The organism is Micromonospora sp. NBC_00858, assembly GCF_045207365.1.
Classification (GTDB): domain Bacteria; phylum Actinomycetota; class Actinomycetes; order Mycobacteriales; family Micromonosporaceae; genus Micromonospora.
Genome location: NZ_CP108828.1, coordinates 2,967,669 through 2,992,223, shown reverse-complemented (window position 1 = coordinate 2,992,223; position 24,555 = coordinate 2,967,669). Strand labels below are relative to the sequence as shown.

General features: G+C 70.5%; 21 protein-coding genes. 6 read left to right on the top strand and 15 right to left on the bottom strand.

Features of this window, described 5'->3' with window-relative positions:
- Positions 1 to 27: 27 nt before the first annotated feature.
- On the bottom strand, positions 28 to 1,053 hold the full coding sequence (locus tag OG990_RS14050) for a polysaccharide deacetylase family protein (RefSeq protein WP_406080833.1): 1,026 nt from the start codon (positions 1,051 to 1,053) through the stop codon (positions 28 to 30).
- Between the two features lie 560 nt (positions 1,054 to 1,613).
- Between OG990_RS14050 and OG990_RS14045 the strand changes: the two genes are divergently transcribed.
- Positions 1,614 to 2,612: a glycoside hydrolase family 11 protein gene (locus OG990_RS14045; protein ID WP_355602827.1), complete on the top strand. Its 999-nt coding sequence runs from the start codon at positions 1,614 to 1,616 to the stop codon at positions 2,610 to 2,612.
- A 505-nt stretch (positions 2,613 to 3,117) separates the two neighbouring features.
- Positions 3,118 to 3,285 carry a hypothetical protein gene (locus tag OG990_RS14040; RefSeq protein ID WP_406080832.1) on the top strand — a complete coding sequence of 56 codons (168 nt, stop codon included), beginning with the start codon at positions 3,118 to 3,120 and terminating at the stop codon, positions 3,283 to 3,285.
- A 64-nt stretch (positions 3,286 to 3,349) separates the two neighbouring features.
- Here OG990_RS14040 and OG990_RS14035 read toward each other — a convergent pair whose 3' ends face one another.
- Positions 3,350 to 3,682 (bottom strand): putative quinol monooxygenase, encoded by a 333-nt coding sequence (locus tag OG990_RS14035; RefSeq protein WP_406080831.1) that lies wholly within the window; start codon positions 3,680 to 3,682, stop codon positions 3,350 to 3,352.
- 355 nt (positions 3,683 to 4,037) lie between these two features.
- Here OG990_RS14035 and OG990_RS14030 point away from each other — a divergent pair, with 355 nt between their 5' ends.
- A complete protein-coding gene (locus OG990_RS14030; protein ID WP_328417604.1) occupies positions 4,038 to 4,334 on the top strand; it encodes a DUF1540 domain-containing protein in 297 nt (98 codons plus the stop codon).
- A gap of 162 nt (positions 4,335 to 4,496) precedes the next feature.
- Positions 4,497 to 5,435 carry a DUF2470 domain-containing protein gene (locus OG990_RS14025; RefSeq protein ID WP_406081746.1) on the top strand — a complete coding sequence of 313 codons (939 nt, stop codon included), beginning with the start codon at positions 4,497 to 4,499 and terminating at the stop codon, positions 5,433 to 5,435.
- 131 nt (positions 5,436 to 5,566) lie between these two features.
- Here OG990_RS14025 and OG990_RS14020 read toward each other — a convergent pair whose 3' ends face one another.
- Positions 5,567 to 6,493 (bottom strand): acetamidase/formamidase family protein, encoded by a 927-nt coding sequence (locus tag OG990_RS14020; protein ID WP_406080830.1) that lies wholly within the window; start codon positions 6,491 to 6,493, stop codon positions 5,567 to 5,569.
- Positions 6,494 to 6,609: 116 nt separating this feature from the next.
- On the opposite strand from OG990_RS14020, the gene OG990_RS14015 reads away from it, so the two are divergent.
- The gene (locus tag OG990_RS14015) at positions 6,610 to 8,916 is read left to right on the top strand and encodes an LLM class flavin-dependent oxidoreductase (RefSeq protein WP_406080829.1); all 2,307 of its coding nucleotides are present in this window, start codon (positions 6,610 to 6,612) and stop codon (positions 8,914 to 8,916) included.
- A 62-nt stretch (positions 8,917 to 8,978) separates the two neighbouring features.
- Here the strand turns inward: OG990_RS14015 and OG990_RS14010 are convergent, their stop codons facing one another.
- Positions 8,979 to 9,506 (bottom strand): MarR family winged helix-turn-helix transcriptional regulator, encoded by a 528-nt coding sequence (locus OG990_RS14010; protein ID WP_406080828.1) that lies wholly within the window; start codon positions 9,504 to 9,506, stop codon positions 8,979 to 8,981.
- Between the two features lie 197 nt (positions 9,507 to 9,703).
- On the opposite strand from OG990_RS14010, the gene OG990_RS14005 reads away from it, so the two are divergent.
- Entirely contained in the window at positions 9,704 to 12,079 is a 2,376-nt protein-coding gene (locus OG990_RS14005) for an acylase (RefSeq protein ID WP_406080826.1), read from the top strand.
- Positions 12,080 to 12,189: 110 nt separating this feature from the next.
- On the opposite strand, the gene OG990_RS14000 is transcribed toward OG990_RS14005, so the two are convergent.
- The 11 genes from OG990_RS14000 to OG990_RS13950 form a co-directional block, all read right to left on the bottom strand.
- A complete protein-coding gene (locus OG990_RS14000) occupies positions 12,190 to 13,005 on the bottom strand; it encodes a class I SAM-dependent methyltransferase (protein WP_406080825.1) in 816 nt (271 codons plus the stop codon).
- A gap of 33 nt (positions 13,006 to 13,038) precedes the next feature.
- Positions 13,039 to 13,809 carry an ABC transporter ATP-binding protein gene (locus OG990_RS13995; protein WP_406080824.1) on the bottom strand — a complete coding sequence of 257 codons (771 nt, stop codon included), beginning with the start codon at positions 13,807 to 13,809 and terminating at the stop codon, positions 13,039 to 13,041.
- Positions 13,809 to 14,552: an ABC transporter ATP-binding protein gene (locus OG990_RS13990; protein WP_406080823.1), complete on the bottom strand. Its 744-nt coding sequence runs from the start codon at positions 14,550 to 14,552 to the stop codon at positions 13,809 to 13,811. Before OG990_RS13990 ends, OG990_RS13995 begins: the two co-directional genes overlap by 1 nt.
- Positions 14,549 to 15,577 (bottom strand): branched-chain amino acid ABC transporter permease, encoded by a 1,029-nt coding sequence (locus OG990_RS13985; RefSeq protein ID WP_406080822.1) that lies wholly within the window; start codon positions 15,575 to 15,577, stop codon positions 14,549 to 14,551. Before OG990_RS13985 ends, OG990_RS13990 begins: the two co-directional genes overlap by 4 nt.
- Positions 15,574 to 16,470, bottom strand: coding sequence for a branched-chain amino acid ABC transporter permease (locus OG990_RS13980; RefSeq protein WP_386992219.1), 897 nt, complete (start codon positions 16,468 to 16,470; stop codon positions 15,574 to 15,576). The genes OG990_RS13985 and OG990_RS13980 overlap by 4 nt, the downstream gene beginning before the upstream one ends.
- On the bottom strand, positions 16,467 to 17,660 hold the full coding sequence (locus OG990_RS13975) for an ABC transporter substrate-binding protein (RefSeq protein WP_406080821.1): 1,194 nt from the start codon (positions 17,658 to 17,660) through the stop codon (positions 16,467 to 16,469). The genes OG990_RS13980 and OG990_RS13975 overlap by 4 nt, the downstream gene beginning before the upstream one ends.
- A 48-nt stretch (positions 17,661 to 17,708) precedes the next feature.
- Positions 17,709 to 18,113, bottom strand: a complete 405-nt coding sequence (locus tag OG990_RS13970) for a roadblock/LC7 domain-containing protein (protein ID WP_386992215.1) — start codon at positions 18,111 to 18,113, stop codon at positions 17,709 to 17,711.
- A gap of 17 nt (positions 18,114 to 18,130) precedes the next feature.
- On the bottom strand, positions 18,131 to 20,521 hold the full coding sequence (locus OG990_RS13965; protein WP_406080819.1) for a nitrate- and nitrite sensing domain-containing protein: 2,391 nt from the start codon (positions 20,519 to 20,521) through the stop codon (positions 18,131 to 18,133).
- A gap of 253 nt (positions 20,522 to 20,774) precedes the next feature.
- Positions 20,775 to 21,254: a helix-turn-helix transcriptional regulator gene (locus tag OG990_RS13960; RefSeq protein WP_386992211.1), complete on the bottom strand. Its 480-nt coding sequence runs from the start codon at positions 21,252 to 21,254 to the stop codon at positions 20,775 to 20,777.
- 274 nt (positions 21,255 to 21,528) lie between these two features.
- The gene (locus OG990_RS13955; RefSeq protein WP_406080818.1) at positions 21,529 to 22,821 is read right to left on the bottom strand and encodes a cytochrome P450; all 1,293 of its coding nucleotides are present in this window, start codon (positions 22,819 to 22,821) and stop codon (positions 21,529 to 21,531) included.
- A gap of 657 nt (positions 22,822 to 23,478) precedes the next feature.
- Entirely contained in the window at positions 23,479 to 24,417 is a 939-nt protein-coding gene (locus OG990_RS13950) for an SMP-30/gluconolactonase/LRE family protein (protein WP_406080817.1), read from the bottom strand.
- Positions 24,418 to 24,555: the final 138 nt, after the last annotated feature.

The window sequence follows — 24,555 nt, the reverse complement described above, 5'->3', positions numbered from 1 at the left end:
GCCGTACCTGCCGCGTCCCCGCCTCTGTCAGCCGGCCGTGCAGGAGCGGATCTGTGGTCGGGCGCTGCTGTTGCCGTTGAACATCGTGGTGAAGCCGAAGGTGTTACCGCTGCCGTTGGACCGCATGGTCAGGACGTTGCCGCTGCCGTCCCAGCTGGCGCTGCCGTTCCAGGTGGTGGAGATCCTCTGCGGTGCGGTGGTGGCCACGACCACGGTCCAGGTGTTGGCGCCGCTGACCGTCACCGAGGTGTTGTACCGGTCGCCCCAGACGTTGGTGGTCGTCGCCGTCGCGGTGCAGCTTCCGCCTGTGGGTGGCGGGGTGCCACCGCCAGGCGGCGGGTTCGTGCCGTCGGGCGCCACCGCGCGGCCGGTCGACGGCGAGATCATGCCGGGGCACAGGTTGCGGCTGGTCAGGTTGGCGATGATCTGCGGGATCGCGTCTCGGGTGTTCTGGATCCCGTCGTGCATGAGGATGACCTGGCCGGCCTGGAGACGGCCGGCGTTGGACACGATCTGGCCGACGCTGGCGCCGTTCCAGTCCTGAGAATCCACGTCCCAGATCACCTGCCGCATGCCGAGTGACGAGGCGACGGACTGGAGGGTGGAGTTGGTCTCGCCGTACGGCGGGCGGAACAGTTGCGGCCGGCTGCCCGTGGCCGACTGGATCGCCGAGCTCGTCTGGGACAGGTCGGACTGCATCTGAGCCTGACTCATCGACGTCATGTGGGCGTGGTTCCAACTGTGGTTGCCGACCCACATGCCGGCGGCCACCTGCGCCTGCGCCGCAGCCCGGTTGTTCTGGACGTTCTGCCCGACGTTGAACATCGTGGCCCGTACGCCGTTGTTGCGCAGCACGGTCAGCAGGGCGCTGGTGCTGCCGGTCGGACCGTCGTCGAAGGTGAGCCCAACGTAGCCGTTGCAGGCGGCGGCGCTCGACGGGGCCGCGGTGGCCGCGATGACGACGCCGCACATCGCGATGGCAGTGGCCAGCACGGACAGCGCCGCGCGTAGTCGCCCCGTCCGGATGACCGTGCCAGCGGAGACATTGCTCATCTGGTGCCCCTTCTACCGGGCCCGGGCGCGCTCCGGTGTGTGGGCAGCACGGTCCGGACCTGTGGGTGTGAGCGGAGAGGTCAACCGAAACCGCAGCGGAGCGGAGCGCATCGACCTTGATGGATCGGAGTATTGCAGCGAGAATTCAAGCACGTCAACAACTTCCGGAAAGTACCGGCCGTCGCCGAATCAGATCTTGATCGCCTGGGCCGCAGCTTCGGTCATCGACTTAAGGCGATCTTTCGGCCTTGTCGCTGCGCAGGGGAAACGGTGTACCAAGGTCAAGTGAGGCCCTGATTGGTTTCCGCAATGTTTCCGGAAGACGTTGACATCCAGGCTGAGCCGTATCAATACTCTCGCCATCGACAGACCTCGACCGATGTCGATCCAGGACACGTCCCGCGCCCTGGTCCTCCGGTCGCCGACGGCAGGGCGACCGGCCAACCCCCACCGCGTTGTGAGACGTCGAAGCCCGGTGGCCGTCACCGCCGAGCGCCGAGCGCCTTGCCGGGTCGCACCACGCTGTCTGGCCGCCCTGCCAGCCTTCACGAGGAGGAAGCATGCACCTGAACGACGCCCCCACCCACCCGAAAGGCCGGATCCGCGGCCGCATCAGGCTGTTCGTCGGCGGTGCCTGCGCCCTGGTGCTGGTCGCGGCCTCGGCGGTCCTGTCCGGCCCGGCTCAGGCGGCCGTGACCTCGAATCAGACCGGCACCAACAACGGTTACTTCTATTCGTTCTGGACCGACAGTCCCGGGTCGGTCTCCATGGAGTTGGGAGCCGGGGGGAACTACAGCACCTCCTGGCAGAACACCGGGAATTTCGTCGCCGGTAAGGGCTGGAGCACCGGCGGGCGCAGGAGCGTGAGCTACTCGGGCAGTTTCAATCCATCCGGCAACGCGTATCTGACCCTCTACGGGTGGACGAGAAACCCGCTCATCGAGTACTACGTCGTCGACAACTGGGGCACCTACCGGCCCACCGGCACCTACAAGGGCACGGTGACCAGTGATGGCGGCACGTACGACATCTATCAGACGCAGCGGGTCAACCAGCCCTCCATCGAGGGCATCAGGACCTTCTACCAGTACTGGAGTGTGCGGCAGTCAAAGAGGACGGGTGGAACCATCACCTCGGGCAACCACTTTGATGCCTGGGCCCGCAATGGAATGAACCTGGGCAGTCATGACTACATGATTCTCGCCACCGAGGGATACCAGAGCAGCGGGAACTCCAACATCACGCTGGGCGGCTCCGGCGGCGGTAACCCGACCACCCCGCCGCCCGGCGGGGGCGGCTGCAGCGCGTCGCTCTCCGCCGGCCAGCAGTGGAGCGACCGGTACAACCTCAACGTCTCGGTCTCCGGCTCCAGCAACTGGACCGTGACGATGAACGTCCCGTCCCCGGCGAAGATTCTCTCCACCTGGAACATCAGCGCCAGCTATCCCAGCGCCCAGGTACTGACCGCCAGGCCCAACGGCAACGGCAACAATTTCGGTGTCACCATCCAGGCCAACGGCAACTGGACCTGGCCGACGGTCTCCTGTAGCGCGAGCTGACCCGAGTCCACGCATTCCGGCGCGGCGGCCGATCGGCCGCCGCGCCGGAGCACCGCCAGCCGGCGGTCAGCGGCGAAGAGCACCACACGAGGCGGCCACGCACGCATGCCGATATCCCGTAGTCCCGGCGATCGCGGGTGTGCCACCACCACCTGTAGGGGTGCGTCCTCGGGGTTGTCTCTGGGGGCGGCGCGGGGATCGCCCGGATGTGCCGGTGAACCGGGTGGGGTGACGATCGGCTTGCCGATCGACACCGAGCGCCCTGAGGGAGAGTGTTCGCGATGGCTGATTCCCTGCTACGCCCCGCACAGCAACGTTCCCCCCGGTTGGCGCCGGCCGGGCTTGCCGCGGTTCGGGTGCTGTTGTTCGTCCTGGTGGCCGAGCACGCGTTCTCGCTGTTCACGCCGCCGTACGGAATCGGTTTCCGCAAGCGTTCCACCTCAGCTTCGGGCTTTTCTACGCGTGGCTGGCGGTCAAGCTCTTCAGCGGCCGCCCCTGGACCCGGGTGCTCGTCACGGTGCTGCTCGCGATTCAGTTCGTCGGGCGGTTCTTCGTCTTCGCGTTCATCGACAATCCGTGGATCAGGCTTCTGCTGATCATGGGCGCGGTCGTGACGATCGTCGTGGTCTGGATGTTGTGGTTCGTCCGCCCGGTGCGCGCGTTCTTCCGGTGACGTACGCCGGCGGGGCGTGCCGGGTCGATGCTGTTGCCATCCCGGCGCGCCTGCGCCAGCGCGGTCAGCGCCCCTCGGGCACGGCCATCTCGCCGAGCAAAGACCAGTCCTCCTGCGGGACCGTGGCGTTCACGATGCGCGGCGTCTCGGCCAGGTGCGGCGGCAGGGTCTTCTGCGCCGTGCGGAAATGGGCGGACTGCACGTGTGCCCCGCCGGCCTCGTCGTCGCGAAACGCCTCAACCAGCACGTACTCGGTCGGGTCGTCCAGGCTGCGGGACCAGTCGAACCACAGGCAACCCGGCTCGGCCCGGGTCGCCTCGGTGAAGTCGGCGGCGATCTGCGGCCACCGGTCAGCGTGCTCGGGCAGGACGCGGAACTTGGCGGTAATGAAGATCATGGTGTCCAGGCTACCCAGGTCCCGCGTTCTCCGGCAGCGCCCATATCCACCCTCGTCCTACACCGTGTGGAGACCAGCCACGACGCATGATGAAAAGGGCTCTTCGATATTCGGCAGGTAAAGCAAGACTGGCCTAACAAAGGTAAGGCTAATCTTTCTTGTTCACGACCCAGACAGGAACTGCGACAAGTCTGCTGTCACCGGCGTTCGCCGCTAGAGTGGTGATTGCTATTCAGATTTAAATGCAGGATGGCTGGTAACGGGTTTGCCCTCCATCTGAGCGGCAAATATTGACGGCAGATCCACACGCCGGGTGGACACGCCCCGCCGCCTGGCCCGGACAAAGGGAGACACCATGAAAACGTTGCTGCAGTCGCCTCCGGTACGCGAATGCGCCGCCACGACCTGTAGTTTCAACGACAGCGGCTGCCACGCTCCGGCGATCACCGTGGCCTCGACGGGGGACGCCGCATCGTGTGCGACGTTTGTCGAGTCGTCGGTGGCCGGAGGGATCGCGGAGGTCACCGGCGCGGTCGGCGCGTGCGCGCGTTCCGAGTGTGTCTACAACACCAACCTCGCCTGCACCGCCGAGTCCATCACCGTCGGTCCGGGCGCCACCGCGAGTGACTGCCTCACCTACCAGCCCGCGTGAGAGTCACCAGGTGCCGCCCTACCGGGTGACGGCGCCTCGGGCTCGGTGCCGTGCCGTCTTGCGGCGATACGACACCACCTCACTTGGCAAGGTAAGCCTTGCCTACTAAAGTCATGCCCCTAGGTCGAGTTCGTCTTCACTTCATGGCCGAGGGGGCCCGACATCGTGTTCCATCCCGCCGGGCATCGAGCGGAGCTGGCTGATGGCGCTCCCGGCTCCGACGCGACGGCAGAGGCGCCAGCGGCGGGAGTACGCGCCGTAGCGACCGGTTTGACCAGCGTGATGGTGCGCTCCGCCCTGTCCGCCACGGCGTCACTACGGCTCCGGCTCGGCGACACCGCCATAGATCTCATCGAAGAGCACGCCGTACTGCCCGACGGCACGGTGGTTCTCGCGGTCGATGCGATGACCCAGGCCGGCGGCCTGTTGGTCGCCGCCCGCGGTCGACCGGGGGCAGTCCGGCTCGACGTGACGCAGCTCATTCCGGTTGCCGTCCGGTCCCGGGTGCGGGACAGGGTGTGGGTGTTGGGTACCGCCCGCCGGTTCGACCCGGCCAGCCTGGACTCGTGCGACGACGACACTGTCCTGTCCCTGCTCGACCTGCCTCCCGTCGCGCTGTGGGCGGTCGAACCGGTCGAGGTCGGCCTCATCCGTGACGGCGACGAAATGACGGTGAGCGTCAGCGCCTATCGTGCCGCCCTGCCGGACCCGCTCGCGACCGTCGAGGCCGCACACCTGCAGCACCTCGTCCAGCGGCACGGCGACGTTCTCGACCAGCTCGCGACGCTGGTCGACCCCGCGGTGACCGCCAGGTCGACTCGGGTCGTACCGGTCGCCGTCGACGCCGACGGCATGGTGCTCCGCGTCGAGGCAGCGGACGGACACAGCGACGCCCGGCTGCCGTTCCCCATCCGGGCCACCGGGCACGCCGGCCTCGCCGAGGGACTGCGAATGCTGCTTGCCGAGGCGTCACGGCCTGGCTCCGGCCGCCCGCCTCGCACCGCGGCTGTCGCGGCGCGGCCTCCGGCGACCGCCTGCGATCTGCCTGCGGCGATGTGCGGCATACCGTCAGTGACGAAGCACGCGACGCCGGAGCAGTAACGGCGCGGTGGCCGCCGCCGACCTGGCCACCGAGTGCAGCGGATCCGGTGGCTGGCGTACGCGATCCTGGACGGCGGCCCGCACTGACGGGATCATCGAGGCGCTGACAGCGCCGACGTGGTCGCGCCGGCTCAGCGCAGCGCGTCGTGGCGGAGCACCGCGTGCGCGCCGACGGTCTGGTTGACGATCTGCGTCACCCGTACGTCGACCGCGACGCTGGCCAGCGCCACCGCGTCCGGACGACTGATGCCGTGCAGCCGTTGCATCAGGGTCAGCATCGAGTCCAGGGCCATGAACGTGGCGTCGTCGAGGGACGCGCCGACGCCAAGGGTCAGCCAGGCGTCCGCAGTGCGCGCCACCGGGCCGGTGACCGGGAAGTCGTCGCGGACGTCGACGGTCAGCGTCACCTCGTCCATCGGGCACTCGATCGCGGTACCGCCGACCTCTCCGTCCCCCTGCGCGGCGTGCCCGTCTCCGACCGAGAACAGCGCCCCGTCGACCGGGATCGGCAGCAGCAGGGTGCTGCCGGCGGTCAGATCCTTGCAGTCCAGGTTGCCGCCGTGGGGTCGCGGCGGCACCGTCGAGTGCTGCCCCGGCTCGGCCGGCGGCATGCCGAGCACCCCCATGAAGGGGCGCAGCGCGATGGTGTGGCCGTGCTGGTTGCGGCCGGTCATCGTCACCGGGTCCAGTGCCCAGGCGTGCACCACGCCGTCCGTCTCGACGCCGTACCGCTCGTTGAAGTTGCTCGGCCAGCCGCCGGCCACAGTGGTCCCCCAGGTGGCCGGGACGATCGCGTCGATGCGTACCTCAAGGGTCTGGCCGGCGCGTGCACCGCGGACCGCAACCGGACCGATCAGCGCGTGTCCGTGCTCGGGCTGGTACTGCGGGGCCCGGGGCCGTTCCCGGTTCTTCCCGCCCGGGTACGGGCCGGCCGACCACCAGCAGTCCAGGGTGCGGTAGGTGACGGTGTCGCCCGGCTCGATGGTGAGCACCGGCGGGAAGTCGGGGGAGAAGTGGCCGTGCAGGGTCTCGTCGCCCGGGGTGAGGGTGTGTCGCATCTGCGCAGGCTAGTTGCTGCCGTGACGTCGCCGCGAGGGTAGGGAATACGTTGTCCAGCATATGAGTTGTTGACCAACAGATACCCGAGCGATGGTGAGATTGGTGGCAACCGCACATGCCTGATTACGGACACGAACTCCTGTTCGGGACGTTTCTCACGCCGAGCGCGGACGACCCGGATCGGGTGGTGACGCTGGCCGAACTGACCGAGACGGTCGGATTGGATCTCGCCACCTTCCAGGACCATCCGTACAACGCCGAGTTCCTCGACACCTGGACCCTGTTGAGCTGGGTCGCCGCCCGCACGGAGCGGCTCAAGGTCTCGGCGAACGTCCTGAACCTGCCGCTGCGCCCGCCGGCCGTCCTGGCCCGGGCCGCGGCGAGCCTGGACCGGCTGTCGCACGGCCGGTTCGAACTCGGCCTCGGCGCTGGCGCGTTCTGGGACGGCGTCGAGGGCATGGGTGGCCGTCGGTTGACCGCGGGGCAGGGCGTCACCGCGCTGCGGGAGGCGATCGACGTCCTGCGCGGCGTCTGGGACGACGCCGACTCCGGACCGCTGCGGAGGGAAGGGAAGTACTACCCGATCCCGGGCATGCAGCGCGGCCCGGTGCCGGCTCATGCGATCGACATCTGGCTCGGCGCCTACCAGCCACGCATGCTGGCGTTGACCGGCCAGACGGCCAACGGCTGGTTGCCGACCCTGGAGTACCTCCGGTCGCCGGACCGGTTCACCGCCAACCGCCTCATCGACGAGGCGGCGGTCGAGGCCGGACGGGACCCGCGCCAGATCCGTCGGCTGCTCAACCTCTTCACGGTCGACGTGTCGTCGCGTAACCGCGGCTTCCTCCGGGGACCGGCCGAGCAGTGGGTCGACCAACTCCTCCCGCTGGTGCTGGAGGAAGGGTTCAGCGCCTTCCTGATCGGCCGCGACGATCCACGCCTCATCCAGACCTTCGGGCAGGAGATCGCTCCCGCGCTGCGGGAGGCCGTGGCCAGGGAGCGCCCGGGGAACGCGGCCGCGACCGGCCCGGTCCGGTCCGCCGTCACCCTGGCGAAGCGCCAGCCCGGCATCGACTACGACGCGCTGCCCGCGTCGCTGGCCACCCGGTCCGTCGAGCCGGGCGACCCGGAGTACGAGCGGGTGCGGCACAGCTACAGCTGGCAGGGATCACCGGCCCTGGTGATCCGTCCGCAGGGTGCCGCCGAAGTGGTCGACGCGGTCGCCTATGCACGGACGCAGAGCGCTCCGATCTCCGTACGCAGTGGCGGGCACGGCATCAGTGGCCGATCGACGAACGACGGCGGAGTCGTCATCGACCTGTCCACGATGAACAAGGTCGAGGTGCTCGACCGGGCCACCCGCCGGATCCGCCTGGAGCCGGGAGCCCGCTGGGGCCACGTCGCCCGGGCGCTCGCCCCGTACGGCCTGGCGATGAGCTCGGGAGACTACGGTGACGTGGGCGTCGGTGGCCTGGCCACCACCGCCGGCATCGGATATCTGGTCCGCAGGTACGGCCTCACCATCGACCACATCGTCGCCGCGGAGATCGTCACCGCGGACGGCAGCCTGCTCCGCGTCGACGAGCACCATCACCCCGACCTGTTCTGGGCGATCCGTGGCGCCGGCGGCAACTTCGGCGTCGTCACCGCCCTCGAACTGGAGGCGTACGAGGTCGACAACGTCGCCTACGCCCAGCTCGTCGTTGATGCGACCGACACGGCCGGCCTGCTCCGTCGTTGGGGCCAGCTCGTCGAGGACGCGCCGCGGGAGATCACCAGCTTCCTCTCCCTGTTCCCCGCCCGCCGTGGCAACTCCGCCGCGGCCCAGGTCACCCTCGTCTACGCCGGAGACGACGTCGAAGCGGCGCAGGCCGCCCTGAGCCCGTTCCTCGAGATCGGGCCGATCCTCGACCAGCAGGCCCAGCTAGTGCCGTACCCGGCGATCGTCGCACCGCCCGGTAACCAGCATCGGGGCCAGGGACTGTCCGACAGCCACAGCGGCCTGCTGCATCACATCACCCCGCAGGCGGCGGACGTCATGGCCGCCATGATCCGCTCGGGTGACGTGATGATCATGCAGTTCCGTTCCGTCGGGGGAGCGGTCAACGACATCGCCCGCGAGGCGACCGCCTACGCACACCGGGACCAGAACTTCTCGGTGCTCGCCGCCACTGTCGCGGACCGCAGGTCCCAACTCGACAAGCTCTGGGCTGACCTGTACGAGCACCTCGACGGCATGTACCTCAGCTTCGAGTCCGACACCAGTCCGGAACGGCTCCTGGACGCCTTTCCCGAGCCGACCCTCAGCCGGTTGCGCGCCATCAAGGCGACGTACGACCCGGACAACATCTTCAACCGCAACTTCCCCATTCCACCGGCGGGTGCCCGGCGGACCGAAGAGGAGATCGCCGATGCCGACTGAGACCACCGGGCCGCCGCCAGTTCGGGACGGCCCACGGTCGTCCGCGCCTGGTCGGGTCTGAGTCAGCGGGTGGGCTGATCCTCCGGGCGAAGGACGTCCGTCACCGCAGCACAGGGGTCGGTGCCGGGCGCGGCGGAGTGGATCGCCTCGGCGGCGCGTTCGGCGAAGTCGCGGAAGGTGGCCCGCTGCTCCTCGGGCAGCCCCGCCAGCACGTGGTCCTCGGCGTGCGCGACCCGCTGCTCGGCGTCGGCGAGCGTCTCCCGCCCACGCTCGGTGGCCACGATGCGCCGGGCACGCCGGTCGCGCGGGTCCAACTGCCGCTCGATGAGGCCGGCGTTCTCCAGGTCGTCGATCACGTACGTCAGGACGCTGCGGTCGATCACCAGGCGCGACGCCAGGGCCGCCTGGGTCGGAACCTCTTCGTGTACGACCACGGCCAGGATGTGATAACCGCGGCTGCCGTGCGGCAGATCCTTCAGCGCCTCCTCGACGTACTCGTGCCAGCGCCGCAGCACCATGCCAAGAGACCAGCCGAAGTTCGAACCTCGCTCGCGGTCGGCGGGCAGCTCGCACGGGTCGGTGGTGGACACACAACCCACCGTAGCAGGCATTATGTTGATCCATTTATCGGTTGTCGACCAACGTATCTGTTCGACCGCTGACCGCACCGGGGCGGTCGATCGGCGCGCCGGGGTGTACGGGGCGGCACGGCAGCGACGAGAATGCCGACCAACGTGAATGTCTCTCTGACGACGGCGTCTGGGGGACGTGACGGGGGGAGGATGCGATGAAAGCAGCAACATGCCTCGGCGCGGCGGTGACCGCTCTGGGCCTGGTCATAGTGGGGCTGAGCGCGCCACCGGCCGGCGCGCACCAGCGTGATCGCGGCTATTCGGCCGAGATCCGCCGCGCGTCCTACGGCGTGCCGCACATCACCGCCACGAGCTACGCCAACCTCGGCTTCGGCGTCGGATACGTGCAGGCGGAGGACAACCTCTGCGTCATCGCCGAGAAGGTGGTGACGGTCAACGCCGAGCGCTCCCGCTACTTCGGCGCGACCGGCCCGACCGACGCGAACGTGCGCAGCGACCTGTTCTTCCGCAAGGCCATCGACGACCGGACGGTGCAACGCCTGCTCGACGGCCGCCGCGACGGCATCCACTCACCGTCCAACGACGTCCGCGACCAGATCCGCGGCTTCGTCGCCGGCTACAACTCCTACCTGCGCCGCACTGGCGCGACGAAGCTCACCGACCCGGCGTGCCGGGCCAAGCCCTGGGTGCGCCCGCTGACCGAGCTGGACATCTGGCGCACCACCTGGGCCAGCATGATCCGGGCCGGCTCGCGGGCGCTGCTCGACGGGATCGTCGCCGCCGCCCCGCCCACCGCCACCGGCCCGGCCGCCGCGCAGGACGCGCCCGGCGCGGCAGCCGTGCTCGCCGCCCGCGACGGCGCCCCCGCCGGGGTGGGCAGCAACGCGTACGGGCTCGGCGAGGCGGCGACCGCCGATCGGGGCGGCATGGTGCTGGCCAACCCGCACTTCCCGTGGGACGGCGCGGAACGCTTCTACCGGATGCACCTCAAGGTTCCCGGCCGCTACGACGTCGAGGGCGCCGCCCTGATCGGCGATCCGATCGTCGAGATCGGCCACAACCGCACCCTCGCCTGGAGCCACACCGTCTCCACGGCACGCCGGTTCGTCTGGCACCGCCTCGCGCTGGTCCCCGGCGATCCCACCTCGTACTACCTGGACGGTCAGCCCCGGAAGATGACCACCCGTACCGTCACCGTCCAGGTGCCCGGCCCGAACGGCGGCACCGTGCCGGTCAGCCGGACCTTCCACGACACCCACTTCGGGCCGGTCGTGGTGGTGCCCGGCACCTTCGACTGGACCGCCGGGACCGCGTACGCCATCACCGACGCCAACGCCACCAACAACCGGGCCTTCGACGGCTGGCTGCAGATGGGCCGCGCCGAGACGGTCCGCGACCTGAATCGGGTGCTCGACCGCTACCAGTTCCTGCCCTGGGTCAACGTGATCGCCGCCGACGCCCGCGGTGAGGCGCTCTACGCCGACCACTCGGTGGTGCCCCGGGTGACCGACGCCCTCGCCGCCGCCTGCATTCCAGCGCCGTTCCAGCCGCTCTACGCCAGCAGCGGCCAGGCCGTCCTGGACGGCTCCCGATCGGCCTGCGCGCTCGGCGCCGACCCGGACGCCGCCGTGCCCGGCATCCTCGGCCCGGCGAACCTGCCGGTCAGCATCCGCGCCGACTACGTCACCAACTCCAACGACAGTTACTGGCTGGCCAACCCGAAGGCGCCACTGGAGGGCTTCTCGCGCATCATCGGCGACGAACGCACCCCGCGCAGCCTGCGTACCCGTCTCGGTCTGGATCAGGTGCAGCAGCGCCTCGCCGGCACCGACGGGCTGCCCGGCCGTGGGTTCACCGCCGACCGGCTGTGGCAGACCGTCTTCGGCAACCGGGTGTACGGCGGTGAACTGGTCCGCGACGACCTCGTCGCGCTCTGCACCGCCCAGCCCACCGGCACCGCCTCGAACGGCGCGAGCGTCGACCTGCGCGCCGCCTGCGCCGCACTGGCCCGCTGGGACCTGCACGTCGACCTGGACAGTCGCGGCGCGCACCTGTTCACCGAGTTCGTCCTGGCCAACGGGCTGCGCTTCGCCGACACCTTCGCCGTCACCGACCCGGTGCGCACGCCGCGCCGGCTGGACACGGCCAATCCGGCCGTGCGCACCGCGCTCGCCGACGCCGTGCAGCGTCTCGCCGGCATCCCGCTCGACGCCCGTCTCGGCACCGTCCAGACCGAGCCGCGCGGAGACCGGCGCATCCCGATCCACGGCGGACGCGCCGAGGCTGGCATCTTCAACATGATCGTCAACAACCGGGTGCCCGGCGTCGGCTACCCGAAGGTGGTGCACGGCTCGTCCTTCGTGATGGCCGTCGAACTGGGCCCGCACGGGCCGTCCGGGCGGCAGATCCTCACCTACTCCCAGTCGACCAACCCGAATTCCCCCTGGTACGGCGACCAGACGGCGCTCTACTCCGGGAAGGGCTGGGACACGATCAAGTACACCGAGGCACAGATCAAGGCGGACCCGAACCTGCGCACCTACCGGGTGGGGGAGGGCCGCCACCACTGACCCGCCGGTACGCGGACGGCCGGGCTCCCTGGGAGGGAGCCCGGCCGCTCTGCGACCCGGGCTGCGCCGTGCGGGTGCGCCTGCGGCGCCACCGTTCTCCGCGCGGCGCTCTACCTGCCCTCGCGGCCCGGTAGACGACCGCGCGTCGACACGAAGTGGTACGACATGACGGCGAACCCGGGGTCGCGGACCAGCTTGCGGAAGGCCTGGAGCTGGTTGGCTGACAGCCCGGCCGCGAGCAGGTCCGGCTCCAACTGGCGGGAGTTGGTCTCGTAGAGCGACGTTCCCGTCGAACCGCTGACCCAGCTCTGCGAGTGGGTGATGGTGTCGATGTCGGTCAGACCGGAGAGGGCCATCTCGGTGTGCACGTCCTGCGCCCACCCCAGGTCGGCTCCGTGGTCCTGCAGGATGCTCATCATGGTGTCCATCACCTGCGCGAAGAGCTTCGCGGCGTCGTCCGTCGGTGCGGTCAGCACCCGCAGCGGCGCGGTGCAGTCGAACTCCTCGACCACCAACCACCCGCCGGGAGCCAGCGCGCCGGCGAGCGTGCGGAGAACCCGTCGTCGGTCCGGCAGGTGCAACAGCACCAGCCGGGCGTGGATCAGGTCGAACGCGTCCCCGGGTGGCGGCTCGGTGCGTACGTCGTGCTGGCGTACGTGCAGGTTGCCCTCCGCCACGAGGTGCCTGGGGTCGATGTCCGTGGCCAGCACGTGACCGTCGTCGCCGACCGCCCGGGCGATCCGGCGGGCCATCGAGCCACCACCGGCCCCGACCTCCCAGCAGCTCGCCCCGAGTTGCAGTACCGGGCGGGCCAGGCGGCGCGTCGTGATCGGATCCAGGAAGGACTCCAGCGCATGCATCTGTGGGACGGCGTCCGGTGAGCCGTTGTCAAAGGTGTACGCAGCATCGTTCGCAGCGGTTGCCATCGGTGTCTACCTCTCCGAGAGGGGTCGGCTGGTCTACGGGGTGTCGGCCCAGAGCCGAGGGTTTGATCGGGCGGCGGGGGGCGGCGGGACGGCGGCGACGCTCAACATCGCCGCCAGTGGGGCCGGATCGGCGCGGGCCTCGATCGTGGGCCGGTCGTAGACCACCCGGCCGTACTCCAGCACCGCCACCCGGTCGGCGATCTCGATCGCGTGGTGGATCTGCTGCTCGATGAGCAGCACGGTCAACCCGTCGGCGGCCAGGCCACTGATGAGTTCGCGGACCCGCGCCGCCAGGTCGGGGGCGAGGCCCTCACACGGTTCGTCGAGCAGCAGCACCCGGGGCTGGCCGAGCAGCGCACGGGCAATCGCCAGCATCTGCTGCTCGCCGCCGGAGAGTTCGCAGCCGCGGTGCCGCAGCCGCACCGCCAGCCTCGGCAGCAGTTCGAGGATCCGGGCCACCGTCCACCCCTCGCCGCCGGGGGTCGCGGCCCGCCACGGTGCCGCCGCCAGAACGAGATGCTCGGCCACGGTCAACCGGGAGAAGACCCGGCGGCCCTGGGGGACGAGACCGACCCCGGACTGGGCGACGCGATGGGGCTGCCGGCCGGCCACGTGCACGCCGCCGATCTCGATGCGACCACTGGAGGCTCGCACCAGCCCGGCGATGGTGTGCACGAGCGTGCTCTTGCCCGCCCCGTTGCGACCCACCACGGCCTGGATGCTGCCGGGGTGCACCCGCAGGCTCACCTCGTGCAGCACGATCCCGCCGGCGTAGCCGGCGCACAGCTGCTCCACGCACAGCATCACGACATCCCGTCGGCATAGGCCTGCCGCACCAGCGGCGAGGTACGGATCTCGTCCGGCGTTCCGGCGGCCAACGTCTGGCCGTCGCGCAGCACGGTGACCGTGTCGGAGAGGGCGTACACCAGGTCCAGTCGATGTTCGACCAGCAACACGGCGACCGCCCTGGGTAGCTCGCGGAGCAGCTCGACCAGCCGGCCGACGTCGGTGGCGGACAGCCCTGCCGCCGGTTCGTCGAGCAGCAGCAGGCGGGGGCGACCGGCAAGCGCCATCGCGATCTCCAACTGACGTCGTTGCCCGTGTGCGAGGTGACCGGCGGGCACCCTCGCGACGTCGGTCAGGCCCATCTGGTCTAGCAGGGGGCCCGCCTGGTGTTGCGCGGTGCGGTGACGTCCCCCGGGCCACCATCTGCGGCGCCGGATGGTCCGGGGCAGCGCGGCGACCACGACGTTCTCCGTCGCGGTGAGCGTCGGAAACACCGCGGGTCGTTGGTGTATCCGGTTGATGCCTCGGCGCGCCCGCGCCGCCGGGCCGAGCCGACTGATGTCCCGTCCGGCGAACCTCACCGAGCCGCGGTGCGGCCTCGTCGACCCGCCGATCACGTTGAGCAGGGTCGTCTTGCCCGCTCCGTTGGGGCCGATGAGCGCGTGTCGCTGGCCGTCGTGGATGCACAGGTCGACGCCGGCGAGCGCGGCCAGCGAGCCGAAGCGCACGTTGACGTCCTGGGCGTGGAGCAGGCAGGTCATGCGCGTAGCTCCGGTACCGCAGCATGGTCACGGGCGGGCACGGCGTCCGGCCGGTTCGGTGGGGTTGTCGGCAGACGCAATTTCCCGAGTGGGCCACGGACCCGGTTGACGCCGGTGGGCAGCAGGTAGACCGTCGCCACGAACAGCGCGCCCAGCACCAGCGGCGCATGACCGGGCAGCACCCCGAACAGCCAGTCCCGGACGGCGATGACGAGCGCGGCACCCACCAGGGCGCCGCCAACGGAGGCCGTGCCACCGATGACGACACCGAGCAGCAGCAGGGCGGAGGTGTCGAAGCCGAAGTCGGCGGGGGAGATGTACTGCTGGGCGACGACCAGCAGTGAACCGGCGGCACCGGCTATCGCCCCGGCGGCGATGTGTGCACCCGACAGGTGCAGCGGCACCCGGTGCCCGCTGGCCCGCAGTCGTGTCTCGTCGTCCCGGCCGGCTCGCAGCACCAGCCCGAGCCGGGTACGCAGCAGCAGCACCACCGCGCCGACCAGCGTGGCCACGACGACCAGGGTGTACAGGTAACGCGCCTGGTCGGTGGCCAGGACCGGCAGGCCCCAGAACGGGCGGACCGCGGGTATGCCGGCCAACCCGTCCGTGCCTCCGGTCACCGACCGCCATCGGCCGAGGACGGTCACGACCAGTTCACCGATGGCCAGGGTGATCATCAGGACGATCACCCCCCGGGCCGAAACGACGAGCGGCACGGTCAGCGCGGCCAGCACCGCCCCGGCGCCCGCGGCCACGGCGAGCTGCACGACGCCGACGTCGGAGACCTGACTGCCGAGCACGGCGCAGGCGTAGGCGCCGGCCGCGTACGGTGCGGTCTGGCCGAGGGTGGGCATGCCGGCGACGCCGGTGAGCAGTGCCACGCTCACCCCGACCAGGGCCAGCGCCAACGTCCGGGCGAGGATCGCCGCGGTGTAGTCGTCGACCACCCAGGGCGCCACGACCAGGCCGGCCAGGACGAGGACCGCGACGGTACGTCGTACCTGGCGGATCACCTCGTCCCTCATGTCGCCCTCCGGGTGATGGCCAGGCCCCGTGCCCGCACGGCGAGAACGACTGCCATGGCGGCGAACAGCAGGAACGGTGCGGCGGACGGCAACAGCGCCACTCCCAGGGTCTGGATCTCCCCGATCGCGAGCGCGGCGAGCAGAGTGCCCGCCATGGACCCGAGGCCACCGAGGACGACGACCACCAGCGACAGCAACAGCACGGTGTCGGCGGTGTCCGTGCCGGGGCCGATGATGGGCGCGCCCAGGACCCCCGCCGCGCCGGCCAACGCGCCGGCGGCGGCGAGCACACCGGCCCGGATCCGCGCAGGACTCACCCCCATGCAGGAGACCATTTCCGCGTCGTCGACGGCGGCCCGGACCAGCATTCCCGCCCTGGTACGCCGCACCGTGAGGTAGAGCGCCACGGCGATCACCGCGGCGACCACGATGAAGACCAGCCGGTAGGCGGCGTAGCGGTGGCCGGCGACGACCACCGACCCGTCCAGGGCGGCGGGGACCCGGACCTGCGGATCGTCGGGTCCGAAGCCGGCGACGAGCAGGCTGCCGCCGGCCAGCGCCACCCCGAAGGTCAGCAGCGCCTGGGTGAGGTGATTGCCAGTGGCGACCGGGGTGAGCAGGCCAGCGAGCAGCACACCCGCCGCGGCGGCGGCCAGCACACCGACCGCGAGCGCCAACGCCAGACTCGCCCAGCCTCCGTCGAGCAGGGCGGCCGCCGTGTATCCGCCGATCGCGTAGAGCGTGCCGTGTGCCAGGTTGAGGATGTTGGCGACGCCGAAGCAGAAGACCAGGCCCGCCGCGGCGACGAAGACGAGCAGCCCGTAGGCGACTCCGTCCAGCGCCGGGATGATGTACGGGTCGATCCGGTTCGTGCCAGCCGCCACCGCGGTCATCGGCCGATGGTCGCGAGGTCACCCACGACGGTGTTGGACAGCGCCCGGCCGTCCTGGCGGACCTGCCGCAGGTACCACTTCTGCACGGGAGAGTGCGTGGCGGTGGAGAACTGCCAGGTGCCGCGCGGACTGGCGATCTGGCCGAGCTGACCGATGGCCGTGTTGATGGCCTCCGGGGTGGGGTCGTTCCCGGCGGCTGCGATGGCCCGGTCCAACACCGCCGCGGCATCGTAGGACGCCAGCGCGTACGTCGTCGGTGAGCCGTCGTGCTTGGCCTTCCACGCCGCGACGAAGGCACGGTTCTCGGCGTTGTCGAGGTCGGGGGAGTAGTTGAGCACCGAGTAGATGTCCCGGGCGGCCTCGCCCTGTGCGTTGAGCACGCCGCCCTCGGTGAGGAACCCGGCCGCGTACAGCGGGACGTCCTTGATCTCGGACTGGGCGTACTGCTTGACGAAGTCGACGGCGGCGCTGCCGGCGTAGAAGGTGTAGACGGCCGAGGCACCCGAGGCCTTGATCCGGGCGAAGTACGGGGTGAAGTTGGTGGTCGCCGGGAACGGGGTGAAGGTGGTCTTGCCGTCGGGGTTGGCGAGCTCCCCGTCAATCTTGGCGAACGCGTCGGTGAAGCCGCGCAGCTCGTCCCAGCCGCCCTGGTAGTCCGGGCCGATCGCGTACACCGACCCCTTCACGCTGTCCCGGACGTGCTGGGCGATCGCCGCGCCGGGCTCGTCGGAGAGGTACGACGTGTGCCAGACCCGGGTGACGTCCTTGAGCTCCGGCCGGCCGTTGGAGCCGACGAGCGGCACCTTGGTCTCGTTGAGCAGGGGGTAGACCCCGGCGACCGAACCACCACCGACGATGCCGGTGAGCGCGACCACGTGGTCCTGCTTGAGCAGCTTGGTCGCCGCCGGCACCGCCGTCTGGGTGCCGTTGCCCTCGTCGGCGACGACGAGGTCGACCTGCCGGCCACCGAGCTTCCCGTCGTGGGTGGCCAGGTAGAGCTCGAAGCCGTCGCGGATGTCCTTGCCGACGGCCTGGTACGTCCCGGACAGCGACGCGAGCAGGCCGATCTTTATCGATCCGCTGGAACTCGGACCGGATTCGTCGTCGGCGCAGCCCGTGCCAACGGTCAACACGAGCGCGAGCAGCGTGGCGGTGAGCACACGGCTGCGCCGAGGGGTGGTGAAAGACATGTCTTCTCCAGGGGAAGGGATGGGTCTCCGGCGTGGGGTACCGGGATGTCAGCGGCTGCGGGCGAGCGCCGCTCGGGCCGCGGGGGTCAGGGCGTCCCCGATCCGGTTGGCCAGCTCGGTCATCTCGTACGAGACCTTGCCGACGTCGCACTCGGGTGCGGCCAGCACCAACAGCGAGGCGCCGTCGTTGAAGGCCATCGAGAACATGAACCCGCCCTCGAGCTGTGTGACGTTGGAGATCACCGCGCCGGCGTCGAAGAAGGCCGCCGCGCCCCGCAGCAGGCTGACCAGGCCGCTGCCCGTCGCGGCGAGCTGGTCGGCCCGGTCCGGCGGCAGATCGCGGGTGGCGGCCACCATCAGGCCGTCGGCGGAGATGGCGATCGCATGGCTGACCTCGGTCGCGCGCTCGGCGAAGGTGTCCAGCAGCCAGCCGAGGTCCTGTTGGTCGCTCACGTGCTCTCCCTGTCGCGTCATCTGTTGCCGAGGTTGATCGGGGTACGTCGGCGGGACGCCACGCCGCGCGCATAGGCGGCCATTGCCGTGGCCACCTGGGCCGGGTCCCGGTATTCCGACCGTTGCTGCTGCTGGGGCACGGTGACGCCGCCGGGTACGAGATGCCGCTGCGGCTGTCGCTTGGGCAGGCCGGAGTTGGTGGTCGCGGCGACCTCGGGGGTGTGCGCCTGGGCAGCGGTACGCCAGGCGTCGTCGGCCGGGCTCGACCACTCCCGGCTGTCGTGACCGTTGACGACATCGGTGTGGAACCAGTGGTTGACCTCTTCGAAGATGAGCAGCTCCTCGGTCGGGGCCTCACCCCGGTCCACGGGGGTGGGGGCCGGTCGGAACACCGGCGCCGCCGGCAGGGTCCGCTCGGCCGGGGGGCGACCGGCGGTGGGTTCCTGGTGCGACCGGTACGGCGGCGGGGGGCCGGCCGTACGGGCCGCCCGGCGCGACAGCCGGCCGGGTGCGAGCAGGTACTCCTCCGGTGGCAGGGACCGGATGATCGCCGCGGGCAGCGTCGCCTCGGCCAAGGTGCCGCGCCGGGGGCCGCGACGCAGTTGGACAGTGGCCCCGAGCCGGGCTGCGAGCTGGCCCACGACGACCAGCCCCATCGCCCGTACGGCGGCGACGTCGATGGCGGGTGGACGGGCCAGCAGGTCGTTGAGCTGCTGGAGCCGGGGTGGGGGCAACCCGACCCCTTCGTCGCTGATCTGGACGATGACCCGGTCCCCGAGGCTCCGGCCGGTCACCCATGTCTCGCTGCCCGGCGGCGAGTACGCCGTCGCGTTGTCCATGAGTTCGGCGAGCAGGTGCACGACCTCGTCGACGGCCTTGGCCGCTACGGCGACATCCCCGTCGATCATGCCGAGCCGGATCCGCGCGTAGTGCTCGATCTGGGACAGGGCCGCCTGGAGCACCTGTTGCAGCGGCACGTCGTGTTGTCGTACCCGACCCACGCCGACGCCGCCGAGCACCAGCAGGCTGGCGTTGATGCGTCCCATCCGGGTCGCCAGGTTGTCCAGCGTGTACAGCTGGTGCAGCCGATCGGGGTCGGTCTCGTCCCGCTCGACCCGGTCGACCTGGGCCAGGACGGCGTCGACCAGTCGCTGTTCGCGGCGACTCAGGTGGATGAAGATGTCGGCAGTGTTGGCGCGCATGACGGCCTGTTCGGCGGCGGTCTGCACGGCGGCCCGGTGCACCGCGCTGAAGGCCTGGCCCAGCTCGCCGATCTCGTCGTCGCTGGACGGTTCGAGCGCCGTGGTGGACTGCTGGCGGGCCAGCTCCTGGGGGTCGACGGTGGAGCTGTCCGGACGCTGAAGTCGGGCCACCACGGCGGGGAGCTGTTCGAATGCGACGGCGTTGGCCGCGTCGCGCAGGCGACGCAGGCGACGGGTGATCTGCCGGGCGACGGCCCAGGTCACCAGCGCGGTCAGCAGCAGTGCCAGGAGTACGCCGACCGCCTCGGCCACGGCCCGGCGGCGCTGGTCGGCATGCGCGGCCCGGACGTCGTCGAGCACCGCGGCGTCGACCCGGCCCCGCAGTTCGGCAAGGCGGGCGGAGCGCTCCTGCGTCGTGGACACCCAGGAGGTGGTCGCCAGTTCCAGTCGCGTCCCCGGCTGCGCCCGAGACACGTCGTCCTGCATCCGTTGCAGGGCGAGTGCTTCCTTGCCGGTACCGGCCTGTTCCCACCAGAGGCTCCAGTCGGTGGGGGCCAGGGCCAGGAACGACAGGCTCGACTCGGTGTAACTGGTGCGCGCGCCGGTGATGTCCTGCTGCATGGCGGGGGTCAGCTCGCCGGCCGCTACCGCGCGGAGCACGGCTATCTGCTGCTGACCGATCGCCTCCGCCGTCTTCGACAGCGCCGCCGAGGCCCGGATCCCGTCGGCGAGCTGGGCGTTGACCACGCCGTGCGAGACGTTCTCCCGGAAGTTGATCAGATCGGCGATCGCGATGCGGTAGCTGAAGGTCATCGCCGACACCGAGGCGTGCGCCGCCGTACGCACCTGGGTGCGCAGCGGGGCGAGGCCGTCCAGCGCTGCGTCGATGCGGCCCAGGAGTGCCCGGCTGGTGTCGGCGTCGGCGGGCACCCGGTCGCGCTGCCGGCGGTAGCGAGCGGCGGCGGCGTCGGTGGCGGCCATCTCCGCGCTGAAGGCGTCCTGCTGCTCCGGGGCGGCGTAGGTGAGCAGGTCGGCGGCGGCGATGCGCTCGCGTTGCAGCCGGTAGGCCAGGTCACCGGCCTCTGAGCCGAGGCGCGCCAGGACCTCCAGGTCGCTGGCGCGGGACGTCTGGCGCGCGCTCTCGGTCAGCGCGAGACCGGCGAATCCGATAACGGCGACCAGTGGCGCCGCGACGATGAGTCGCATCCGGCCGGCGATCTTCCAACTGCGCCGTCGGGTCGGGTAGGGTCGGGCCGCGTGGGACCTCGTGCTCGACGCCAAGATTGACTCCCGCGACTCGTCGATGACGGTCTATTTGCACGTTGCCGAATGCACGTCCCATTCCGCCGGAACCCGAGCCCAGAGACCAGACCTGGCCGTGGTACAAACTGCCCGTACCAGCATCTGTACCCAGAGTTAGCAGCCGGCGGGCCGGTGCGGGTGATCCGGGTTCGTGAGGTCAGTGCTGGTCGTCGAGGGGTTCGCCCGCCTGGCGACGTCCGTGGTCGTCCGGGTCGGGTTGGCCGTTGAGCACCTGGCCGATCAGCTCGCGCAACTCGTCGATGGCGTCCACCATGGCGCCCGGGTCGCGCGCGTCGCGCCGACCGCGCTGGCGCGGCACCGGGGGACCAAGTCGCACCGGGTCCGGGGAACGGGGGCCGCGGCGACCGTCGGCCGCCAACTGCTCGGCCGCGACCTCTGGCCACAGCGCCGCCAACCGACCGCCGGTGCTGAGCACGTCATCGCAGCGGACGGCGAACTCGTGGCTACCGAAGCGGCGACCCGACTCCACCGCCGCGACCGTCTCCCGGCTGAACCGCACCAGATCCGCCAGGGCCCGTTGGGTCAGCCCTCGCCGGACACGGCAGCTGCGCAGTTCCCACCGGAACCGCTGACTGGCCGCGGAGTGAGCAACGTTCGACGGGGGTGTGTGCTCCATGTGCTCACCTTCATGGCACCAGCGAATCAGTAGCAGGCGTCAGATCGAGGTTGACCGATGGGCTGAAAATTCATAGAGGCAATTCTTAACCCAGGATCCGATGGGTGTGAAGACGTTCACCGACATGGATTGTCAAGCAAAGCGACCAGGTGCGGACGGAGCCCGCCCTCGGCGCCCGCGCCGCGACGGACGTGGCAGGCCCGGCAGGCTCGCCGCACACCCGATCCGTCCGCAGGTCAGCCCCGGTTGTCGTGCGGACGGATCGCGGTCAGTGTCAAGCGGAGTGCACCTCGGCGCTCGCCGCGCCCGGTACCGCCGGGTCGTTGACCGGTGCCATGATATCGATTATTGCGGGCAGCGTGTGGTGTGCGCGGAATGCAACATTGGGCTTGAACGAACGATGTTGCCCGGGTGCCAGCCGGAGGCCAGGAATGGCCGACGCGAGTCGGGTGAGGGCGATCCCGGCCTCGAGTCGCGCCAATGCCGCGCCGATACAGAAATGTGGCCCGTGGCCGAAGGACAGGTGATCCGTCACGTCGGAACGGTGCGGGTCGAACCGATCCGGGTGGGCGAAGACCGCGGGGTCGCGGTTCGCCGCTCCGATCAACAGCAGGCAGCGCGCCCCCGCCGGGATGGTGACCTTCCCCAGCGTGACGTCTCGGCGGGTCACCCTGAGCCAGCCGTCGATGGCGGGTGCGAACCGGAGCGTCTCGGCCACGAACGCGTGCACGGACCGCGGGTCGGTGGTCATCGCCCGCCACCGTTGCGGGTGGGACAGCGCCTGGTCGAGGGTGTGGGCGAGCAGCCCGGCGGTGGTCTCGTGACCGGCGACCAGGAGATTGAAGGCCAAGCTCGCCACCTCGGGCACGGTCAGCACCGCGTCGTCGTCGTCGCGGAAGGCCAGGGCCCGGCTGATGAAGTCGTCGCCGGGCTGCCCGCTGTCGAGCCGCTGCTGGACCAGCTCCTGGCAGTAGCGCCAGAACTCCAGCAGATCCTGGGCCAGGCGCACCTGCTCGGCCGGGTCCGGCTGCCCCCAGATGAGGGCGATCTGGCCGTCGGCCCAACTCCTGATCCGCCCGATGTCGGCGTCGGGCACCCCGAGAATGTCCAGGACGACCAGCAGGGGAAGTTCGGTGGCGAACTCAGGGATGAGGTCGACCTGCCCGCCCTGGTGGGCGACCAGCCGGGACACCAGTTGGTCGACCCGGCGCCGGACGATCGGGCCGTACTCGGCCTCGGCCCGGTCGTGGGTGTTCGCGAAGGTCGCCCGGAGGGCCCGGCGGGTGCGCGGGTGCACCGGAGGGTCCGCGGCGGCCGTCGTGGGTGGCGCATCGAGCTGCATGACCACGCTCATCGCCTCCGGGCAGGCCTCGTACACCGGCGCCAGGGTGAGCGCGTTGCCGAACGTCGCGGGGTCGGCGAGGGCCCGCCGGACGTGCGCGTGCCTGCTGATCAACCACAGTCCCAGATCCTCGGCGTAGTGAACCTCGGCGGGATCGTCAAGAATGCGTCGCCACACACTGGCCGGATCGGTGAGATATGCCCCGGTGAATGGACCTAGCCGCATGGATGGCCTCCTGATGCACTGCAAAAATCCGGCATTGCCCGCATTGGACACACCACCCCGGTTGAGCCGACAATGGCGCGCATCTGCCTCTGACTCTTTACGGTGCGCCGACTTGCCTAGCAAGTCAAGATTGGCGTCTATCAATTGGTAGGTCGTCGCTTATTGCGTGGTGCAACGGACGCGCCAACCCCGGCCGCATGCAAGTTGCGGCTCGGTTCTTGCTGGATTCGGCCCTGCTGATCAGACCGGATCGGTGTGCCCGGGATCCGACGCCGAGAGCCACACCGGTCACGGACTGGCCGCCGACGCGGCGGCCGACCGGGAAAGCGCACGCCGGTCTGACTTCATTTGCTGTCATGCGGCCGTCAAAGCTGTTGGAACGAAGAAAGCGTCGAAGACTCACCTGCCCCCTTCGTGGTGCCCGACGTCGGTAGACGCCGACGACGTGCACGGCGCCCCTCGCCGATCGGCGATTCCCAGATCCCAACGAGCCATGAGCCATTCCGGACGTTGGCCGCCGGTCTCGGCCGAAGCGGTGCAGTGGGCCAGACGTGGCACACCTGCGGCCCGGACGGCTGGCAGTCGCGTCCACCGGCTGCACCGTCTGTGGCTGGCTGGCCCGAGGGGCACGCGCGGTGCGCGTACCCCTCGGGATGCTCAGCGGGTGCGGACCGCGACGGCCGTGTACGGCGTGGTCGGGGTCGGTGGGGTGGTGAAGCGGGCGTTGGGCAGGTAGAGCCGGCCCAGCGCCTTGGCGACGGTGGTCGGCACGTCGAAGTTCGGGTCGGTGATGGTGCCGGTGACCGTTCCGGCGGTGCCGGCGCGGTTCAGTGTGACCACCGCGATCTGGTTGAGGCGGTTCTGTACGACGTGGAGGGTGCGGCCGAGCAGCAGCAGCCCGTCACCGTTGGTGAAGGTGTAGCCGGGCACGTCCACGACGGTGGTCACGCCGGTCGCCGGGTCGACCCGGAACAGCGTGCCGGTGGCGGACTGAACGACGATCAGCGCCCTGCCGTCCGGCGTGGCGACGATGCCGTTGAGGTTCACTCCGGTGCCGACCTGCTCGTACGCGCCGGTCAGCGCGATGGTGGTGAAGCCGTCGGCGGGCGGCAACGCGCCGCCGCGCCCGAGCGGCAGCCGGTACAACACCGGCCGGTTGGAGTCGGTGAAGTACGCGGCGTCGTGGGTCAGGACGACGTCGTTGACGAACGTCGGGGCGGTGGCGAACTGGTAGCGCGCCAGCACCTTGCCGGTGCGGCTGTCGAGTACGCGGGCGTCGCCGGCCGCGCCGCCGGAGACGAACAGCCGGCCGCGCGGGTCGACCTTGAGGCCGAGCGACGGGGTGCCGGTGGGAGCGCCGATCGTCTTGCCGGCACCGGTGACCAGGTCGACGCGGTGGATGGCGCCGGTGACGCGGGAGCCGAAGTACGCGTACCGGCCGGCGGTGGCAACGCCCTCGGGCTGGAACCCGTCGGGCAGGGCGAGGACGGCGGGCGGCTGACCCCCGGCGTGCGCCTGCGCGGGCGCGACGGCGACGGAGGTCAGGAGGGAGGTGGTCAGGGCGACGCCGAGCGCGGTCCTGAGGGGTCGGTTCACTGTGCTCCTTCCGGGCGAGCAGTCGGCATGAGCCGACGCATCTGCCACGATCACTGGGGCCAGAACCTTCACCAGGGTACGGCGGGGGCCGACCGCCCGCCTGGCGACGGAACGGCCACCCGCCGCGACGATCAACCG

Excerpts from the sequence above, each read along its gene's own strand:
- OG990_RS14050 (WP_406080833.1), bottom strand. The coding sequence starts at position 1,053 with ATGAGCAATGTCTCCGCTGGCACGGTCATCCGGACGGGGCGACTACGC.
- OG990_RS14045 (WP_355602827.1), top strand. The coding sequence starts at position 1,614 with ATGCACCTGAACGACGCCCCCACCCACCCGAAAGGCCGGATCCGCGGC.
- OG990_RS14035 (WP_406080831.1), bottom strand. The coding sequence starts at position 3,682 with ATGATCTTCATTACCGCCAAGTTCCGCGTCCTGCCCGAGCACGCTGAC.
- OG990_RS14030 (WP_328417604.1), top strand. The coding sequence starts at position 4,038 with ATGAAAACGTTGCTGCAGTCGCCTCCGGTACGCGAATGCGCCGCCACG.
- OG990_RS14020 (WP_406080830.1), bottom strand. The coding sequence starts at position 6,493 with ATGCGACACACCCTCACCCCGGGCGACGAGACCCTGCACGGCCACTTC.
- OG990_RS14015 (WP_406080829.1), top strand. The coding sequence starts at position 6,610 with ATGCCTGATTACGGACACGAACTCCTGTTCGGGACGTTTCTCACGCCG.
- OG990_RS14005 (WP_406080826.1), top strand. The coding sequence starts at position 9,704 with ATGAAAGCAGCAACATGCCTCGGCGCGGCGGTGACCGCTCTGGGCCTG.
- OG990_RS14000 (WP_406080825.1), bottom strand. The coding sequence starts at position 13,005 with ATGGCAACCGCTGCGAACGATGCTGCGTACACCTTTGACAACGGCTCA.
- OG990_RS13995 (WP_406080824.1), bottom strand. The coding sequence starts at position 13,809 with ATGCTGTGCGTGGAGCAGCTGTGCGCCGGCTACGCCGGCGGGATCGTG.
- OG990_RS13990 (WP_406080823.1), bottom strand. The coding sequence starts at position 14,552 with ATGACCTGCCTGCTCCACGCCCAGGACGTCAACGTGCGCTTCGGCTCG.
- OG990_RS13985 (WP_406080822.1), bottom strand. The coding sequence starts at position 15,577 with ATGAGGGACGAGGTGATCCGCCAGGTACGACGTACCGTCGCGGTCCTC.
- OG990_RS13980 (WP_386992219.1), bottom strand. The coding sequence starts at position 16,470 with ATGACCGCGGTGGCGGCTGGCACGAACCGGATCGACCCGTACATCATC.
- OG990_RS13975 (WP_406080821.1), bottom strand. The coding sequence starts at position 17,660 with ATGTCTTTCACCACCCCTCGGCGCAGCCGTGTGCTCACCGCCACGCTG.
- OG990_RS13965 (WP_406080819.1), bottom strand. The coding sequence starts at position 20,521 with ATGCGACTCATCGTCGCGGCGCCACTGGTCGCCGTTATCGGATTCGCC.
- OG990_RS13960 (WP_386992211.1), bottom strand. The coding sequence starts at position 21,254 with ATGGAGCACACACCCCCGTCGAACGTTGCTCACTCCGCGGCCAGTCAG.
- OG990_RS13955 (WP_406080818.1), bottom strand. The coding sequence starts at position 22,821 with ATGCGGCTAGGTCCATTCACCGGGGCATATCTCACCGATCCGGCCAGT.